Here is a 17,868-nt window from a genome sequence, read left to right as displayed (position 1 = left end):
TCTGGTTTTTTGGGAAGGTGGTACTGATGCTCATGGCCCAGCAATTTGTTGGACAATTCAGACGCAAGCGTTTGCTGATTGCGCTGGCAATCGCCACCGTGGTACTGATTCTGACGCTGGCATTTCGTTATATTGAAGAGAAGTCGCGTATTGAACAGCAGGCGATGGATTTCGCCGATAAAGCGATTATGCGGTTTGACCGGATGTTTTCACCGCTGGATGTTTCCGCTAATAATACCCTCGGGCTGGTCGGCGTGCCCTGCCGCGACGTGCGTTTTCCGCTGATTGAGAAAATTTCCGCGCTGCAAACGGTGCGCGCCATTCTGCTGGTCGATAATGACGCGATCTACTGTTCCAGTATCTTTGGTCCGCGTGCGATCCCGTTTAGCGAGACCTATCCCGAACTGGCCTTTACCGGTCAGCGCATGACGCTTGCCACCGACAATTACCTGTTAAAAGGGTCGCCGGTATTATTACTCTGGACGCCAAGAAGCCCGGATAATCGCTCCGGTATTTTGCAGGTAATTAACATCGAAATGATGAGTAATTATCTGCTGGAACCGCAGTTGCCGTGGGTGGAACGGGCGGTCTTCAACGTCAACGGCGAGAGTCTGGAGTATGGCAATCCGCTGATTGAACCCACGCTGCCGTCGGAAGATGAGGTGAGTTACTATCAGGCCTCGCTGCGTTATCCCTACACCCTGACGCTGTACGGTCCCTCCCCGACCCGGCTGGCACTGCACACGCTGCCGTCGCAGCTGCCGCTGGCGCTACTGCTCAGCCTGCTGATGGGGTATATCGTCTGGCTGGCGACCGCCAACCGCATGAGCCTGAGCTGGCAAATCAGCTACGGCATCACCGCCAATGAGTTTATGGTTTACTGCCAGCCGCTGATTAACGCCAGAAGCGGCCAGTGCGATGGCATTGAGTTGCTGCTGCGCTGGCATAATGCGCGTCAGGGCTGGGTGGCACCCGATGTGTTTATTCCGCTGGCCGAACGGCAGAATCTGATTAAGCCGCTGACCCGCTTCGTGCTGAACGAGGTGGTAAAACAGCTCCCTCACCTGCCTGCGTGTCCGGGTTTCCACATCGCTATTAACGTTGCCGCCAGCCATTTCCGCGACCGCGCTATCCTGCAGGATCTGCAAAACCTCTGGTGGCCCGCCAATCCGGTACCGAAGCTGGTGGTCGAGTTAACCGAACGCGATGCGCTGCCGGTGGTTGATCAATCGGTCATCGCCCAGCTGCATGAGATCGGCGTGCGGCTGGCGATTGATGATTTTGGTACCGGCCACAGCTCGCTCTCCTACCTGAAGGATTTAAAGCCCGACGTACTGAAGATCGACAAAATCTTTACCGCCGCCATCGGTACCGATGCGATTAACGCCACCGTCACCGACATGGTGATTTCACTGGCGCAGCGCCTGAATATCAGTCTGGTCGCTGAAGGGGTCGAAACGGCAGAACAGGCCGCCTATCTGCGGGCGCGCGGCGTCGATCATCTGCAGGGCTATTATTATGCCCGCCCGATGCCCATCGGTGATTTCCCCGGCTGGCTGGCAAAGCACAAGCCAGACGTTGACCCGGTACCCACCTGATCGCAGATGATGCTTCGGCAATAACGTCAGGCTAAAAAAAAGCCGCTGCATCAGAGCAGCGGCGTTCAACAACCTCAGACAGTCAGTGGGCGACTCAGCAAACCTGCGGTCGCCGGTTATTTGCCTGACCCGCCTTAGCGTTCTTCCTCTTCATCCTGCGGCTGATCTTTGGTAACCCGCACCAGATCGATACGGTAATCGGTCGCTTCGATGATCTGAAAGTGCAGCGGCGTGATATCAATCACCTCACCTGGCTGCGGCAACTGCCCTTTCTGGGCAATCAGCAGGCCCGCCAGCGAGGCGTGATCTTCATCCGGGTCAACCAGCTGATGGAAGTCGAGCAACTGTTGCAGCGAGTGCAAATCGGTGCCGCCTTTCACTAACCAGCCGTCGCCATCGGCGATGATATCCGGCGTTTCATCCTCATCCGGGAACTCACCGGCGATCGCTTCCAGCACGTCAAGTGGCGTAATCAAACCCTGCACCACACCAAATTCATTGGTGACGATAACAAAACTGCCTTTGGCACGACGCAGCACGCCGAGCAGATTGATCGGATCCAGCGTTTCCGGCACCACAATGGTCGGGGTATTGGCGGCAAAGGTCGCCACATCGACGCCGTGTTCCAGCGCCACCAGCAGCTCTTTCGCCCGTACTACGCCGACAATTTCGTCCAGCTCACCGCGACAGACCGGGAACAGGCTGTGCGGCGTATCCAGCAGCTGAATACGAATCTCATCGACCGGACGGTTGGCATCCACCCACGAGATTTCACCGCGCGGCGTCATAATGCTGCGAATCGAACGGGACGCCAGCGTCAGCACGCCGTTGATCATATAGCGCTCTTCATCTTTAAACGCTTCCTGCGGCATCGCTTCTGTTAACGCGGACTCTTCATTACTGCTGCTGTTAGCCGTCTGGGCGCGATTGCGGCCGCCCATCAGACGCAGAATCGCTTCGGCGGTACGTTCACGCATCGGTCGATGCGACTGATGCCGGATAAAGTTACGACGGGCAATCTGGTTAAACAGCTCAATCAGGATCGAGAAGCCGATCGCCGCGTAGAGATAACCTTTCGGAATATGGAAACCAAAGCCTTCGGCCACCAGTGACAGACCAATCATCAACAGGAAGCTCAGACAGAGCACCACCACCGTTGGATGCGCATTAACAAAGTTGGTTAATGGCTTAGAGGCCAGCAACATCACACCCATTGCAATCACCACGGCGGTCATCATCACCGGCAGATGGTTCACCATGCCGACTGCAGTAATCACCGCATCAAGCGAAAACACCGCATCCAGCACCACAATCTGCGTTACCACCGCCCAGAAACTGGCGTAACCGCGGTTGCCTGAGCCGTCCAGCTGGCGGTTCTCCAGCCTTTCATGCAGCTCCATGGTCGCCTTAAACAGCAGGAACAGACCACCCGCCAGCAGAATTAAATCCCGACCGGCAAAGCTGAAATCACCTACGCTGAATAGGGGCGTGGTGAGCGTCACCATCCACGAGATCAGCGACAGCAGGCCCAGACGCATCACCAGCGCCAGCGACAGGCCGATCAGACGCGCTTTATCACGCTGCTTCGGCGGCAGTTTGTCCGCCAGGATGGCGATGAAGACCAGGTTATCGATGCCCAGCACGATTTCCAGCACGACAAGCGTCAGTAAACCCGCCCAGATTGAGGGGTCGAATAGAAATTCCATTAATGACTCCTGAACGAGGAAAAGTGTGAACCGATGCGTGTCAGCGCGTTAAAGCGTGACAGAGTGACGATCGGGTAAGCAGTGAATACGCCGTCAGGCGAAAGATGACGCGCCAGCAGGCGCAAAGAACAGGTTAAGCGACGTCGGTGACGATCCATAAAGGTGGGCTGAGGCCCGTTACTCCTGAGTAATAAACAGATCGTTAATGTATCAGGTCGCGCTTTGGCGTCAAAAAATTTTCTTATTTTTACAATCTGCCATTCAAATGACGGAGCGCATTAAATTGCACGTTCCGTTAATCAGGCTGCGAATAGCTGACAGCCATCACATAATTTATTTTTTCGATCACTAAAATAAATCGCGACTTTACGGCCTTATCGCAGTTACCCGATGATTTTCCGAGACTATCCGGATGATTCGGTAAACAGAATTTTCACAAAACCGAAGCGATAACTCATACGGTTCATTGACTCAGATGAGCTTCTCAAGCGAACGGAGGTAGCAAGTGACCATTGCGATAGTAATTGGTACACATGGCTGGGCAGCGGAACAACTGCTAAAGACAGCAGAAATGCTGTTGGGCGAGCAGGAAAATGTCGGATGGATCGACTTTGTGCCCGGCGAAAATGCAGAAACGCTGATTGAAAAGTACCAGGCGCGGCTGGCGGAACTCGATACCGCGCAGGGCGTGTTGTTCCTGGTGGATACCTGGGGAGGCAGTCCGTTTAACGCGGCCAGCCGCATCGTGGTGGATAAGCCAGATTATGATGTGGTGGCGGGCGTCAATATCCCGATGCTGGTCGAAACCCTGATGGCGCGCGACGACAACCCGGGTTTTGATGAACTGATTGCGGTGGCGGTTGAAACCGGCCGTGAAGGCGTGAAGGCGCTGAAAGCCAAAGAGGCCGCGCCGGTTGCGGCGGCAAAACCGGTCGCTGCTCCGGCGCAACCGGCGAAACCGATGGCACCCGGCGATCACATGAAAATCGGTCTGGCCCGTATCGATGACCGTCTGATCCATGGTCAGGTCGCGACACGCTGGACCAAGGAGACCAACGTTCAGCGCATTATCGTGGTCAGCGATGAGGTGGCTAACGATCACGTGCGTAAAACGCTGCTGACGCAGGTGGCGCCGCCGGGCGTAACCGCGCACGTGGTGGATGTCGATAAGATGGTGCGGGTGTGGAATAACCCGAAATATGGTCAGGATCGGGTGATGCTGCTGTTTACCAACCCGACCGATGTGCTGCGGGTAGTGGAACAGGGCGTCGATATTAAAACCGTCAATATCGGCGGCATGGCTTTCCGCCAGGGCAAAACTCAGGTGAACAATGCCGTCTCGGTCGATGAAAAAGATATTGCGGCGTTTCGCAAATTAAATGAGCGCAATATTGAACTGGAAGTCCGTAAAGTTTCCAGCGACCAGAAACTGAAAATGATGGACCTGATTGCGAAGGTTAATTCGTAACGGCGTGCCGTCTGCGCCTGCTTTGCCAGGCTCATTTTCGTTATCCTGCTGAGGACAAGAAGTATGATGGAAATAACCTCGCTACAAATCATTTTGATCTTTATTGTCGCCTGTATTGCCGGTATGGGGTCGATCCTGGATGAGTTCCAGTTTCACCGCCCGCTGGTCGCCTGTACCCTGATTGGTGCGGTGCTGGGTGATATGAAAACCGGGATTATCATCGGCGGTACGCTGGAGATGATCGCACTGGGCTGGATGAACATCGGTGCGGCTGTCGCCCCGGATGCGGCGCTCGCCTCAATCATCTCGACCATTCTGGTCATCGCTGGCGGTCAAAGCGTCGGTGCCGGTATTGCACTGGCCATTCCGCTGGCGGCAGCCGGTCAGGTGCTGACCATTATCGTTCGTACCATTACCGTGGCGTTCCAGCACGCAGCTGATAAGGCGGCCGAGAAAGGCAACCTTACCGCGATCTCCTGGATTCACGTCTCTGCCCTGCTGCTGCAGGCGATGCGTATCGCCATTCCGGCGCTGATTGTGGCGATTTCGGTCGGCACCAGTGCGGTTCACGCCTTACTCAGTTCGATTCCCGATGTGGTCACCAACGGCCTCAACATCGCTGGCGGCATGATCGTGGTGGTCGGTTACGCGATGGTCATCAATATGATGCGCGCAGGCTACCTGATGCCGTTCTTCTATCTGGGCTTCGTCACCGCTGCCTTCACCAACTTCAACCTGGTCGCGCTTGGCGTGATCGGTGTGGTAATGGCGGTGCTCTACATCCAGCTCAGCCCGAAATACAACCGGGTCGCGGGTGCGCCTGCAGGTCCTGCCAGCGCTAACGATCTCGATAACGAACTCGATTAAGGAACAGGTGAGAACATGGTTGATATTACCAAAGTCGAAAAGAAACTAACGCCGGGCGACGTACGTGCTGTCTTTATGCGCTCCAACCTGTTTCAGGGATCGTGGAACTTTGAACGTATGCAGGCGCTTGGTTTCTGTTTCTCGATGGTGCCGGTGATCCGCCGTCTCTATCCGGAGAACAATGACGAACGCAAACAGGCGATCAAGCGTCACCTCGAGTTCTTCAACACCCACCCTTACGTGGCAGCGCCGGTGCTGGGCGTCACCATGGCGATGGAAGAGCAGCGTGCCAACGGTGCAGCCATTGATGATGGTGCGATTAACGGTATCAAAGTCGGTTTAATGGGCCCGCTGGCCGGTGTCGGTGACCCGATTTTCTGGGGTACGGTCCGTCCGGTGTTTGCCGCACTGGGTGCTGGCATCGCCATGAGCGGCAGCCTGCTGGGCCCGCTGCTGTTCTTCGTGCTGTTTAACCTGGCGCGTCTGCTGACCCGTTACTACGGTGTGGCATATGGCTATCGTAAAGGGATCGATATCGTTAGCGATATGGGTGGCGGCTTCCTGCAAAAACTGACGGAGGGCGCCTCAATACTGGGCCTGTTTGTCATGGGGGCACTGGTCAACAAGTGGACCCACGTCAACATCCCGCTGGTGGTGTCACGCATTACCGATTCAACCGGCAAAACCACCGTCACCACGGTACAGTCGATTCTCGATCAGCTGATGCCGGGTGTGGTCCCGCTGCTGCTGACCTTCGCCTGTATGTGGCTGCTGCGCCGTAAGGTCAATGCGCTGTGGATTATCGTTGGCTTCTTCGCCATCGGTATCTTCGGTTACTGGATTGGTCTGCTCGGACTGTAATACCCCGGGTCGGGAGCGCAGGCTCCCGACTTTTTTTACGCTGAGCGAGGTGAGCTGAGCCCTGGCGGCTGATCTCACCCTGTTTGAGGAGGTACCATGTCATTGACCGACATGCTAATTGCAGGCTGTATTGCCGCCCTGCTGCTGTTTGCGATTTACGATGAGGCAATTCTGCCGCGTCGCCATGGGCCGACCCGCCTGCGGGTGGCGCTGCAGCGGCGGCATAAAATTGACAGCCTGATTTTCATCGGTCTGCTGCTGATTCTGCTGTGGAATAACGTCACGCATCATGGCCCGCAGCTCACTACCTCGCTGCTGATGGTGCTGAGCTTTCTCGCCTTCTGGCTCTTCTGGTTGCGTCGGCCAAAGCTGCTGATGAAAAACAATGGGCTGTTTTATGCCGGCGTCTGGATTGATTACCGGCGGATTCAGGGGATGAACCTTTCTGAGGATGGCATTCTGGTGATTCAGCTTGAACAGCGCCGGCTGTTAATCGCGGTGCAGCAGCTTGACGATCTGGAACGCATCTATAACACCCTGGTAGAGGCGCGTTAGTCGCGCTGCCACAGCGTCAGGGTAAAATCGGCGTCGCAATTGAACAGTTCGCTCTGCTGCAGGGTTTGCCAGACTTCGTCACGCGCCCGCCAGGCAAAAGGGGTCATCTGTAACAGCGTGACGGCCGCAGCCCCGGTCAGTGCCATCGGGTAACGCAGCGAATGCTGGGCAATCTGGTGAAATTCGGGGTAGGTTTTTTGTTCCGCTGCGTGTAACTGCACCTCACGATAGATCAGCGCTTTAAACTGCTGCAGATGGTGCGGACCGGGCGTCACGGTGAGCACGATGCCACCGGGCTTGAGTACCCGCGCCAGCTCCGCTTCATTACAGGGGGCGTAAATCCGCACTATCGCATCCAGCGACTGGCTGGCAAAGGGTAAACGCTGGCTGGAGGCGACACAGAACAGCACCTCAGCGTAGCGCTTCGCCGCCAGCCGGATCGCCATTCTGGCGACGTCCAGCCCATAAACCTGTCCCGTCTCGCTGTTGGCTGCGGCCAGCGCCGCCGTGTAGTAGCCTTCACCACAGCCAATATCAAGAATCTGACTGCCCGGCCGGCAGAGCGTCGCGTCCAGCAGGCTGACCACCCGATCGCGCAGCGGCTGATAATAGCCCGCCTCGAGGAATTCGCGCCGTGCCTGCATCATCTCCGCACTGTCACCCGGCTCCCGTGAGCGTTTATGCTGAACGGGCAGCAAATTGACGTAGCCCTCTTTCGCCTGATCAAACTGATGACGATTTTCGCAGCACCAGCTGCGTGCAGTCAGGACGAGAGGAGTATGGCAAAGGGGGCAGATCAACGACATGAGGGGCTCCGGCAGCAGGTAACGCGGCGCAGTGTACCCTTAACGTTTGCGCATCGGAAGCATAAAGAAAGCCCCGGCTAATTAGCCAGGGCTTTAAGATTCCGTGTCGAGGTGCAGTGCACCGAGTCGGAGTCGAATCAGATTGCAGTAACGTTTACTGCAGCCGGGCCTTTCTGGCCGTCCTGAATTTCGAACTCAACGCTTTGGCCTTCGGCCAGGGTTTTGAAACCATTGCCCTGGATAGCGGAGAAGTGTACGAACACATCTTTGCTACCGTCAGCAGGAGTAATGAAGCCAAAACCTTTAGACTCGTTGAACCACTTAACCTGACCTTTAATCTTTGCCATTTTGCAAATTCCTTTGAATGTTTATTTAGCCCGAAGGCTGACTTACAGAGAAACCAGAGACGTTACTGAATGAGGCACTAATTAAGGTTCGGCAAGGAAGCGGTATTCAACGTCAACGTCTTTACTCGTAACTTCTTTACTGAAGATGCCATGCATAAACAGAACTGTACCTCGTTTAACCCACGAATTGTTATCACATATCCTTAAAATAATGGCAAGCCATTTTTAAACGCGGGGAGAAGCTTTGCACACAATTGCCAGAGTGCTCACAATGAATGTTCCGTCTGGTTCAGAAGTTGCCCTTTTCTGCCCGATAAAATAAAGCGTTTCGCTATTCCGCCCGCTGCGATCGCGGTCGCAGCAACCGACGTTACTGTACCCCGCCGCCATTAAACCAATGGATACCATAAGAAATTAATATTTCACAAATATGGCAAAAGCTAAAAGAATAAACGAAGCGGTAATCGGCTGAGGATGATTAACGCAGCGCCAATCCTGTACAAAAAGCTTTATTAAGTACAAATATAAAAGCACTTTGCACCAAAAACAGGAGCCCCCGGTCAGGGTTGCTCCAAATAAAAGCAGCGGTTAGGAATTTGCTTATTAAAAATTTTGCTTTTGAACTGAAAAATTGATGTCAGATAAAACAGAGTCTGATTTAAATCATTTCGCTCGCTTTAGGATTATTCCTGGTCGATATTATCCAGTCCCCGACTTTCCCCTATTCGCCAGGCAGAAAACCGTTGGTTATCCTGCCCTGCCCGCTGGAGCGCATGCTCAAGTTCGGCTGGCGGCGCGTCCAGTGACTCATCCGCCAGTTCGAACACGCCCCAGTGGATCGGTACCGTCAGCGGCCTGCCTGCCTCACGCCATAATTCGACCGCCTGATCCGGGTCCATATGCTGACTGGCCATGAACCATTTGGGTGCCCAGGCCCCAATCGGTAAGGCAGCAAGATTAAAGGGGCCGAGACGCGTCACCACCTCGCGTAAATTCTCGCTGAAGCCACTATCGCCCGAAAACCAGAAACGCAGGGTGGGCGATCGCACCACCCAGCCGCACCACAGTGAACGGTTTCGATCGCGCGGGGTTCGCATACTCCAGTGACGGGCCGGCACCGCATCGATACAGAGATCGTCGAACCGGAGCGACTGCCACCAGTCCAGTTGCTCCACCCGGGCGACGCCCTGACGGGTGAACCAGCTGGCCAGACCAAGCGGGACAATAAACGTCGCCTCGGGAAAGTGCCGCACAATCTGCCTGACCGTCGGCCTGTCAAGATGGTCGTAATGATTGTGCGATACCAGCACCAGATCGAGCCGCGGCAAATCGCGGATATTCAGTGGTGACGGGGTTTTACGCTGCGGGCCGGCAAAGGGTAACGGCGACGCGCGCGACGATAAGGCGGGATCGATCAGAATATAGCGCTGGTTAACCCGCAAGAGCAGAGCAGCATGTCCCAGCCACCAGACGCGGTCATCGCTGCCGCTCAGATCGGCCGGTTGCCACCACTGCGCGGTAAAGGCTGCATAACCCTCTCGGGGCGGCAACGGCAGCCCCTGCGCTTTACGCTCGCGGCGCCAGCGTTGCAGATCGCCAGGCTGACGGAGATCGGGTTCAGGATTGCGGAAGCCTTCAGGCGTGTGATGCGTTTTACTGCTGTCGTACCACGGGTTTTTCCAGACCATCCAGCCTCCATGCGGGGATTAACGTTCCGGTATCAGGCGAATAAAATCGCGTTTGTCCTGATCTTCATCGCTCTTTTTGGTCTCTGCGGCAGGCTGCGCATCTACCAGACGACGTAACAGAATAGTCTGTTTTTTCTGCTCTTCCAGTAGCGATTCGAGTAACTGAATCTGTTCACCGGCCCGCACGCTGGCCCGGTTTACAAAGAACCAGACAATAAATGCCACAATCAAAATAATCACCAGCAGACCATAGCTGACCAGTGGTCCCGAATTTGCGGCTAACTCATTCATAACTGCCTCATAAACCTTAGTGGAATGTCCCAAACGCTGTAACCGCTCATTCTACCCTTAGCCCTGGCAAAAGATAATGGGGTTAGCATCAATGCAGAATTTACCGTTTCAGTTATCTCTGATCGATCCCGCCGGAAAAGCGAGGCATGCTGGTACAATCATGGCCAGCAGCAATACGTGGAGCGCTGCGTTATCTGTCACAAGGAGACAAAATGAAACTGTTTATTCGGGCGATTGGGTTACTGGCGCTGATCTGGCTGGCAATGCTTTTTACCGGCTACGGCGTGTTAACCGGCAGCACCAAAAATGCCGCGGGGCTGGGTCTGCAGTGCAGTTACCTTACGGCACGTGGCCTTATCAGCGCACAATACCTGCATACTGACAGTGGCGTGGTCGGGGTGACCGATTGTCCGCTACTGAAGAAGAGCGGAGAAGTGATCGATAATTAATTCTCATCCAGCGGGCGCAGTGGCCCGCTGTTTTCAGAATTCGTAGTGATGAAAGCCCATTTCCGCTGACAGGGTACGCGCTGCGCGGTGCAGCATCGCCACATAATCCTGGCGGGCGTCTTCCGAGAATCGAATGGTCGGGAATGAGATGCTCAGTCCGGCGATCACCACGCCAAAGCGGTCAAATACCGGTACCGCGATGCAGCGTAATCCCTCTTCCTGCTCTTCGTTATCTTCGCCGTAACCCTGAATTTTGACCTGATCCAGCGCCTCCAGCAGCGCCTCTGCGCTGACCAGCGTATTGGCAGTACTGCGCTTAAATTCAACGTCCCGCAGGATCTCTTTCACTTCCTGACGATCGCGCCAGGCGAGCAGCACTTTACCAATGGCGGTGGTGTGCAGCGGGTTACGTCGCCCGATGCGGGAATACATGCGCAGGTTATAGAGCGAATCGATTTTATGGATGTAGACAATGCTGTCCTCTTCCAGCGCGCCGAGATGGATTGTCTCTTTGGTCAGACGCGACAGCTCCCGCATCTGCACATCCGCGCTGCGAATCAGATCGACGTTCTGCAACGCTTTCGCGCCAAGCTCAAACAGTTTCAGGGTCAGCGAATACTTTTCACTCTCCCCTTCCTGGGTAACGTAACCCAGCGACTTCATGGTTTGCAGAAAGCGGTAAACGGTACTTTTTGACATCATCACGCGCTGCGCGAGCTCAGTAATACCGTGATCGCGCTCTTCGCCCAGTGCCTGCAAAATACCGAACACTTTAAGGACCGAGGAGACTGAATCGGGCTGTTTGTCATTTTCAGCAGAGGACATCGCGCACCTTGTTAAACCTGTTTCAAAAAAAATGGAACGGACTGTCAGTATAGAGCGAGGCTGACGGCGGCGGCAATGCTTTACGTCGCGCTGTGCGGTTTATCCCGCTGAACCGTGACCGGGAATAGCGTGGAGCGGTGCACCTGCAGACCGGTCTGAGTGGCTGGCGCGCCGTCGCGCTGACGGCTAAGCAGACAACGCAGCGGCAGCCATGCGCCGTTTCGGGCGGACAGCCAGCGCAGGCGATTGCGGCTAAGACATATTTTAAGACAACTTTTTGTCATCGCCCGCGCTGCTTTTTGGCGGCAATTTCATTAGCATGATGATATTCACCCTCTTTAGCAAATACACCATGTCACTCTCTTCTCCGCAGGACGGACTGCCGGTCGCCCAGCGCTACTGGGCCATTCTGACTATCGCTCTCGGCATCACCATGGCCGTGCTGGATGGCGCAATTGCCAACGTGGCGCTGCCGACTATTGCGCGTGAACTGAATGCCAGCCCGGCAGAGTCAGTGTGGATCGTTAACGCCTACCAGATTGCTATTATCGTCTCGCTGCTGTCGCTGTCGTTTCTGGTCGATATGCTGGGTTATCGCCGCGTCTATCAGGCCGGTCTGGCGCTGTTTATCGCCACCTCGCTGTTTTGTGCCCTCTCCACCTCACTTAACATGCTGACCTTCGCCCGGGTATTACAGGGCTTTGGCGGCGCGGCGCTGATGAGCGTAAATACGGCGCTGATACGCATTATCTACCCGCAGCGTTATCTGGGCCGGGGTATGGCGATCAACTCGCTGATCGTGGCGGTATCAACCGCGGCAGGACCCACGGTGGCGGCGGCGATTCTGTCGGTGGCCAGCTGGAAATGGCTGTTCCTGATCAACGTCCCGCTGGGGGCGATTGCACTGTGGCTGGCGCTGCGAACCCTGCCGGACAACCCGCAAAAAGCAACCGCCCAGAAGTTCGATATTCCCAGCGCCATCATGAATGCGCTGTTTTTCGGCCTGCTGATTTCCGCCCTCAGCGGCTTTGCGCAGGGTCAGAATGGCTGGCTGGTGCTGGCAGAGTTGCTGGCGTTGCTGGTGGTCGGCCTGTTCTTTATTCGCCGTCAGCTCAATATGGCGGTGCCGCTGCTACCGGTGGATCTGCTGCGCATTCCGATATTCAGCCTGTCGATGGGCACCTCGGTCTGCTCGTTCTGCGCGCAGATGCTGGCGATGGTGTCGCTGCCATTCTTCCTGCAGAACGTGCTGGGCCGCGATGAGGTCACCACCGGTCTGCTGCTGACGCCCTGGCCGCTGGCGACCATGGTATTCGCCCCGATTGCCGGCCGGTTAATTGAGCGGGTCCATGCCGGGCTGCTGGGCGGTATCGGTCTGGCGATGTTTGCTGCCGGGCTGTTTTTGCTGGCGCTGTTGCCGGCTCAGCCGGGCGATGGCGATATTATCTGGCGGATGATGCTGTGCGGCGCTGGCTTTGGTCTGTTCCAGTCGCCCAATAATCACACCATTATCACCTCTGCACCGCGTCACCGCAGCGGCGGAGCCAGTGGCATGCTGGGCACCGCCCGTCTGCTGGGCCAGAGCGTCGGTGCGGCGCTGGTGGCGCTGATGTTCAATCTGTTTGACCAGAGCGGCACCCACGCCTCGCTGCTGCTGGCGGGCGGCTTCTCGACGGTGGCCGCGATTGTCAGCCTGTCACGTATGACCCAGAGCCGCGCGGCGGCCTGATCGCAGACATAAAAAAGGCGACCCGGAGGTCGCCTTTCTGCTGTTATCTCGCTTACTTCAGATACTGACCGCTGCGCAGCGCTTCAATACGTTTGTCTAACGGCGGGTGCGACATAAACAGCTCGCTGAACGACTTGCCTTTACCGTTAATACAGAACGCCATCATGCTGCTCGGTTCCTGCGGTTCGTAGCTGGTTTTCAGCCGCTGTAACGCCGCAATCATCTTCTCACGACCTACCAGTTTCGCAGAGCCTGCGTCGGCATGGAATTCGCGGTGACGCGAGAACCACATGGTGATGATGCTGGCAAGAATACCAAACACCAGCTCCAGCACCATCGACACCGCAAAATAGACCAGCGGGTTGCCGTTGCTGCTCTCTTCACCATCACGGTTGCCGGACATAAAGCCCGCCGCGATTTGCGCCAGAATACGTGAAACAAAGATCACGAAGGTGTTCACGATACCCTGAATCAGCGTCATGGTGATCATGTCGCCGTTTGCGATGTGCGACACTTCGTGTGCCAGTACCGCTTCCGCTTCGTCACGGCTCATGTTCTGCAGTAAGCCGGTTGAAACGGCCACCAGCGAGGCATCACGCCGGGCACCGGTCGCAAAGGCGTTGATGTCGGGCGCGTGATAGATCGCAACCTGCGGCATGGCAATCCCGGCCTGCTGCGCCTGACGTCCAATGGTATCCACCAGCCAGCGCTCAGTTTCATTGCGTGGCTGTTCAATCACTTCACCGCCAACCGAGCGCAGTGCCATCCACTTCGACATCAGCAGTGAAACAAACGCACCGCCAAAGCCAAACAGACCCGCCATGATCATCAGGCCCTGAACACTGCTTGACTGGATCCCTGTCAGGCTGAGAATCAGCCCGAATACCAACATCACAGCCAGGTTGGTCATCAGGAAAAGAGCAATACGCATCATATTTGTTAATCTTCCTCAGTGGTTCACGCGCTTATGCGCGGATACATATCCTATGAGCATTGTGCGGCTTTTCAAGCGACCTTAACGTTTAAGTGCCTAAAAAGACATAACTTTACATTTTGTCACGCCCGCTGGCCTGCCCGGCCCGTCTGCGGGTTTACCGCGGCTTATTAATGCTCAACGCCGGTGCTTTTCTGGCAAAAAAAAAGCACCGCTGAACGGTGCTTTTTCATCGCGTCGGCGATCTATTTAGCCGCAGGGGTGTCCGGCTGAGACTTGTCGAGTTGCGCCAGATCGTTAGCAATCTTCACCGTCTCATCAAGATACGGGTCAGGCTCTTTATAATCTTTCGGCAGCTCATCCAGGTTCTTCAGCGGTTTTTTGCCTTCGGCCTGATAGCGGGCATTGATCCGCTCCAGACGCGACGCATCATCTTCGTGGTTCTCTTTCTCACGCTGGGCGAGGTTGAGCGATACGATGTTGCGCTTATCCTTCAGGGCATTGAAACGGGCAATGTCCTTCATGATGTACTGGAACTCACGGTCCTGTGCGATGCGATCGGCATGCTGACGGGTCAGCTGCGGCACCAGCGGTTTTACATCGCCGGATTTGACGTAGGTCGCCGCATTGATGCTGTCCCACGGCAGCGCATTGTCTTCGAACTTCTCACCGGTTTCAGCCGCTTCTACGCCGGTTGGCATCAGCAGATCTGGCGTGACGCCTTTACGCTGCGTACTGCCGCCGTTGATGCGATAGAACTTCTGAATGGTGTACTGTACCGACCCCAGCGCTGGCCATTCCGGGCGCAGCATCTGATCGTAGATACGGTTCAGAGAACGATATTGCTGCACGGTGCCTTTACCAAAGGTCGGCTCACCGACAATCACAGCGCGACCGTAATCCTGCATCGCCGCGGCGAAAATCTCAGAGGCGGACGCACTGAAGCGATCGACCAGCACCACCAGCGGACCTTTGTAATAGACCACGCCATCGTTATCGCTGTCCTGGCGTACCCGACCATTGTTGTCGCGTACCTGCACCACCGGGCCACTCGGAATAAACAGTCCGGAGAGTGACACCGCTTCAGTCAGCGCGCCGCCGCCATTGGTACGCAGATCGATCACCACGCTATCCACGTTCTGCTTTTGCAGTTTCTGCAGCTGCACTTTAACGTCATCGGTCAGGCCAACATAGAAGCCCGGAATATCAAGTACGCCGACTTTCTGCTTACCGACATTTCTGACGCTCATTTTGACCGCCCGATCTTCCAGACGGATCTTCTCACGCGTCAGCGTTACGGTGCGGGTTTTAGTTCCCTTACCGGCTGGCAACACTTCGAGTCGGACTTTGCTGCCTTTCGGCCCTTTGATTTTTGCCACAACGTCATCCAGACGCCAGCCAATCACATCTTCCATTGGCTTGCCTGGCTGACCGACGCCGACGATGCGATCGCCAACGGTAATGGCTTTACTTTTCGCTGCCGGACCGCCTGCTACCATCGAATTGATCACGGTGTAATCGTCATCCATCTGCAGCACCGCGCCGATACCTTCCAGTGACAGGCTCATTTCGGTGTTGAACTGCTCGGTGTTGCGCGGTGACAGGTAGTTGGTATGCGGATCGATTTCGTGCGCAAAAGCGTTCATCGCCAGCTGGAACACATCTTCGCTGTTGCTCTGTGCCAGACGACGGATGGCGAAGTTGTAGCGCTTGGTCAGCACTTCGCGGATCTCTTTCTCATCTTTGCCGGCCAGTTTCAGGCTCAGCTGGTCATATTTGACCTTAGCATCCCACAGCGCGTTCAGTTCAGACTGATCTTTCGGCCACGGGGCTTTAGCCCGGTCAATGTCGATGGTGTCATTTCCGGTAAAATTCATCGGGCGATCCAGCACCGTCAGCGCATACTGATAGCGCTCAAAACGGCGCTTCTGCGCCAGATTGTAGAGATCGTAAAACAGGTCCAGCTTACCGCTGCGCAGCTCATCGCCGACGAGGTTTTTTTTGCTGGCAAACTGCGCCACATCCGAGGCCAGCAGCACGTTATGGCTGTAATCGAGCATGTTCAGGTAGCGATCAAAAATTTTCGCTGAAAAGTCCTGATTCAGGTCGAACTGGCGATAGTGGGAACGGGTAAAGCGTGAGGTGACACGTTCGCTGACCGTCGGGTCCTGCGGGTCTTCGTGAAGCTGGGGAATCTGGTCGGCGCGGGTAATGTTCTCCGCGCCAAAGGAAGGGCCTGACAACAGCAGGCCCGCAATAAGTCCAATTTTAAAAAGGGTGTTCATGCCGGGGTCAGCCTCCGTTTCAGAACTGCAAGTGTTCTGCGCGCACAATCATTGCCATGCCGGAAGCGAGCTGGACCCGAACGCCGTCTTTAGATACTTCAAGAACGGTCGCGTCCATCGCACTTTTGCCTGCTTTAACTTTAATACTCTGGCCGGGCTGCAAAGTTGAGGTATCAGTGATGGGTCGGGCTTGCTGCTCCGGGCGTGGGGCCGGTTTGCGGTGCTGTGAGGCGGTCGGGCGTTCTGCTGCGGTCTGCGGACGCGGTTTACGCGCGGCATCGCCTTCGGCAGGTTTACGCGCAGCCGGCTTGCGTGGACGACGCGGTGCCGCGCCCTCTTCGCTTTCGCCTGCTTCACGACGGGCGGCACGCTGCTGATCACGCTGCGCCTGAACACGCGCTTTGGCGTCTTCCAGTTGCTTGCGTGCGTGCTCGACGTGCTGCTCGTCCAGCACGCCACAGGCGTTACCGTCGAGATCGACACGCGTCGCACCGGCTTTGATGCCGTACAGATAACGCCAGCTTGAGGTATAAAGGCGTAAGGCAGAACGCAACTGCGTTTTGCTCAGATTCATTTCGCCCTGAACACGCTCGACCAGATCCTGAAAGATACCGATCTTGAGCGGACGCGCTTCACCTTCAGCGCTAAAGCAGTGCGGAAAGCGCTCCGCCAGAAAGCTGATGACTTCTTTACTGCTATTCAACTTAGGTTGATTTTCCATGAAATTTCCTGATTACAACGGGTTTGCCGACCAGCGCAGGCATGAACAGGCGACATTATAATGACAACATCGCTAAATGCCATGTGATCCAGTCGATTAGCTGCGCGTCAGCTGCAGATATTTTTCTAAGTCGCTGTTCGCAAGCACTTCACAAAGCCCATCAGTAAGTGTGACCAGCCCCGATTCGTCGTCGCTGTCAAAGCGATTGTACTCTACGCTGTCGATGTCCAGCACCCCAACCACAGTGCCATTCACTTTCAGAGGAATCACAATCTCAGCATTACTGGCCGCGTCACAGGCGATGTGACCGGGGAAAGCATGCACATCATCAACGCGTTGCACTTTATCTTCTGCCAGCGCGGTACCGCACACCCCTTTACCGACCGGAATGCGCACACAGGCGATTTTGCCCTGGAACGGGCCCAGCACAAGCGTATCCGCTTCCGTCAGCAGGTAAAAACCTGCCCAGTTCACGCCTTCGAGACGTTCATACAACAGCGCGCTAAAGTTACCCATTGCGGCGAGGAACGCCGTTTCTCCCGCCAGTAAGGCGCGCATATCGCGATTCAAATCGGCGTAAAAGGCAGTTTTGTTCATTATTTAACCGTTACCAATGACATCTGAGCGGGGTTATTTCACCGCTTGTTAAAAATAAGCACTAAATATCCAGAGCCACAAGGTGAATCATAGCGTTAGTTACTATACCCTTAGCATTCTGTGGATCGAAGCGTGATGCCC

Annotated in this window: 19 protein-coding genes; 7 read left to right on the top strand and 12 right to left on the bottom strand. The window is 55.6% G+C overall.

The annotated features are described in order from the left end of the window. The first annotated feature begins 26 nt into the window (after positions 1 to 26). A complete protein-coding gene (locus FHW04_RS15965) occupies positions 27 to 1,598 on the top strand; it encodes an EAL domain-containing protein (protein WP_031374631.1) in 1,572 nt (523 codons plus the stop codon). A gap of 134 nt (positions 1,599 to 1,732) precedes the next feature. Here FHW04_RS15965 and FHW04_RS15960 read toward each other — a convergent pair whose 3' ends face one another. Then, positions 1,733 to 3,304 (bottom strand): TerC family protein, encoded by a 1,572-nt coding sequence (locus FHW04_RS15960; protein ID WP_031374632.1) that lies wholly within the window; start codon positions 3,302 to 3,304, stop codon positions 1,733 to 1,735. A gap of 505 nt (positions 3,305 to 3,809) precedes the next feature. Between FHW04_RS15960 and manX the strand changes: the two genes are divergently transcribed. From manX to FHW04_RS15940, 4 genes are all read left to right on the top strand, one after another. Further along, positions 3,810 to 4,772, top strand: a complete 963-nt coding sequence (manX, locus tag FHW04_RS15955; protein ID WP_031374633.1) for a PTS mannose transporter subunit IIAB — start codon at positions 3,810 to 3,812, stop codon at positions 4,770 to 4,772. A 66-nt stretch (positions 4,773 to 4,838) separates the two neighbouring features. After that, positions 4,839 to 5,639 carry a PTS mannose/fructose/sorbose transporter subunit IIC gene (locus FHW04_RS15950; RefSeq protein WP_031374634.1) on the top strand — a complete coding sequence of 267 codons (801 nt, stop codon included), beginning with the start codon at positions 4,839 to 4,841 and terminating at the stop codon, positions 5,637 to 5,639. Between the two features lie 15 nt (positions 5,640 to 5,654). Further along, positions 5,655 to 6,500 (top strand): PTS mannose transporter subunit IID, encoded by an 846-nt coding sequence (locus FHW04_RS15945; RefSeq protein WP_031374635.1) that lies wholly within the window; start codon positions 5,655 to 5,657, stop codon positions 6,498 to 6,500. Between the two features lie 96 nt (positions 6,501 to 6,596). Then, positions 6,597 to 7,055: a DUF986 family protein gene (locus FHW04_RS15940; protein ID WP_031374636.1), complete on the top strand. Its 459-nt coding sequence runs from the start codon at positions 6,597 to 6,599 to the stop codon at positions 7,053 to 7,055. Here the strand turns inward: FHW04_RS15940 and rlmA are convergent. The 5 genes from rlmA to FHW04_RS15915 all read right to left on the bottom strand — a co-directional run bounded on the left by rlmA (position 7,052) and on the right by FHW04_RS15915 (position 10,187). Then, positions 7,052 to 7,861, bottom strand: coding sequence for a 23S rRNA (guanine(745)-N(1))-methyltransferase (rlmA, locus tag FHW04_RS15935; RefSeq protein WP_089561421.1), 810 nt, complete (start codon positions 7,859 to 7,861; stop codon positions 7,052 to 7,054). The genes FHW04_RS15940 and rlmA overlap by 4 nt on opposite strands. Before the next feature lie 137 nt (positions 7,862 to 7,998). Then, a complete protein-coding gene (gene cspE / locus FHW04_RS15930; protein ID WP_003852684.1) occupies positions 7,999 to 8,208 on the bottom strand; it encodes a transcription antiterminator/RNA stability regulator CspE in 210 nt (69 codons plus the stop codon). An 81-nt stretch (positions 8,209 to 8,289) separates the two neighbouring features. Next, positions 8,290 to 8,364, bottom strand: a complete 75-nt coding sequence (locus tag FHW04_RS15925; protein ID WP_143811575.1) for a DUF2627 domain-containing protein — start codon at positions 8,362 to 8,364, stop codon at positions 8,290 to 8,292. A gap of 527 nt (positions 8,365 to 8,891) precedes the next feature. Continuing rightward, complete coding sequence (locus FHW04_RS15920; protein ID WP_089561420.1) at positions 8,892 to 9,896, bottom strand: MBL fold metallo-hydrolase; 1,005 nt, start codon at positions 9,894 to 9,896, stop codon at positions 8,892 to 8,894. 18 nt (positions 9,897 to 9,914) lie between these two features. Then, entirely contained in the window at positions 9,915 to 10,187 is a 273-nt protein-coding gene (locus FHW04_RS15915) for a YebO family protein (RefSeq protein ID WP_089561419.1), read from the bottom strand. A gap of 212 nt (positions 10,188 to 10,399) precedes the next feature. On the opposite strand from FHW04_RS15915, the gene FHW04_RS15910 reads away from it, so the two are divergent. Continuing rightward, the gene (locus FHW04_RS15910) at positions 10,400 to 10,636 is read left to right on the top strand and encodes a YobH family protein (protein WP_031374640.1); all 237 of its coding nucleotides are present in this window, start codon (positions 10,400 to 10,402) and stop codon (positions 10,634 to 10,636) included. Between the two features lie 33 nt (positions 10,637 to 10,669). Here the strand turns inward: FHW04_RS15910 and kdgR are convergent, their stop codons facing one another. Both kdgR and FHW04_RS15900 read right to left on the bottom strand, forming a co-directional pair. Then, complete coding sequence (kdgR, locus tag FHW04_RS15905) at positions 10,670 to 11,461, bottom strand: DNA-binding transcriptional regulator KdgR (protein ID WP_031374641.1); 792 nt, start codon at positions 11,459 to 11,461, stop codon at positions 10,670 to 10,672. Between the two features lie 80 nt (positions 11,462 to 11,541). Continuing rightward, on the bottom strand, positions 11,542 to 11,745 hold the full coding sequence (locus FHW04_RS15900; protein ID WP_128088238.1) for a hypothetical protein: 204 nt from the start codon (positions 11,743 to 11,745) through the stop codon (positions 11,542 to 11,544). A gap of 68 nt (positions 11,746 to 11,813) precedes the next feature. On the opposite strand from FHW04_RS15900, the gene FHW04_RS15895 reads away from it, so the two are divergent. After that, the gene (locus FHW04_RS15895; RefSeq protein ID WP_089561503.1) at positions 11,814 to 13,190 is read left to right on the top strand and encodes an MFS transporter; all 1,377 of its coding nucleotides are present in this window, start codon (positions 11,814 to 11,816) and stop codon (positions 13,188 to 13,190) included. Positions 13,191 to 13,242: 52 nt separating this feature from the next. Here FHW04_RS15895 and htpX read toward each other — a convergent pair whose 3' ends face one another. From htpX to FHW04_RS15875, 4 genes are all read right to left on the bottom strand, one after another. Further along, positions 13,243 to 14,124, bottom strand: a complete 882-nt coding sequence (htpX, locus tag FHW04_RS15890) for a protease HtpX (RefSeq protein ID WP_031374643.1) — start codon at positions 14,122 to 14,124, stop codon at positions 13,243 to 13,245. Positions 14,125 to 14,369: 245 nt separating this feature from the next. Further along, on the bottom strand, positions 14,370 to 16,409 hold the full coding sequence (gene prc, locus FHW04_RS15885) for a carboxy terminal-processing peptidase (RefSeq protein WP_031374644.1): 2,040 nt from the start codon (positions 16,407 to 16,409) through the stop codon (positions 14,370 to 14,372). A 19-nt stretch (positions 16,410 to 16,428) separates the two neighbouring features. Then, the gene (gene proQ, locus FHW04_RS15880) at positions 16,429 to 17,130 is read right to left on the bottom strand and encodes an RNA chaperone ProQ (protein ID WP_046288277.1); all 702 of its coding nucleotides are present in this window, start codon (positions 17,128 to 17,130) and stop codon (positions 16,429 to 16,431) included. A gap of 96 nt (positions 17,131 to 17,226) precedes the next feature. Continuing rightward, positions 17,227 to 17,727, bottom strand: coding sequence for a GAF domain-containing protein (locus tag FHW04_RS15875; RefSeq protein ID WP_031377464.1), 501 nt, complete (start codon positions 17,725 to 17,727; stop codon positions 17,227 to 17,229). Positions 17,728 to 17,868: the final 141 nt, after the last annotated feature.

Source organism: Pantoea sp. AN62 (genome assembly GCF_050432985.1).
GTDB lineage: Bacteria > Pseudomonadota > Gammaproteobacteria > Enterobacterales > Enterobacteriaceae > Pantoea > Pantoea brenneri.
The sequence above is the reverse complement of the archived record's forward strand: the minus strand, read 5'-3'. Positions and strand labels throughout refer to the sequence as shown.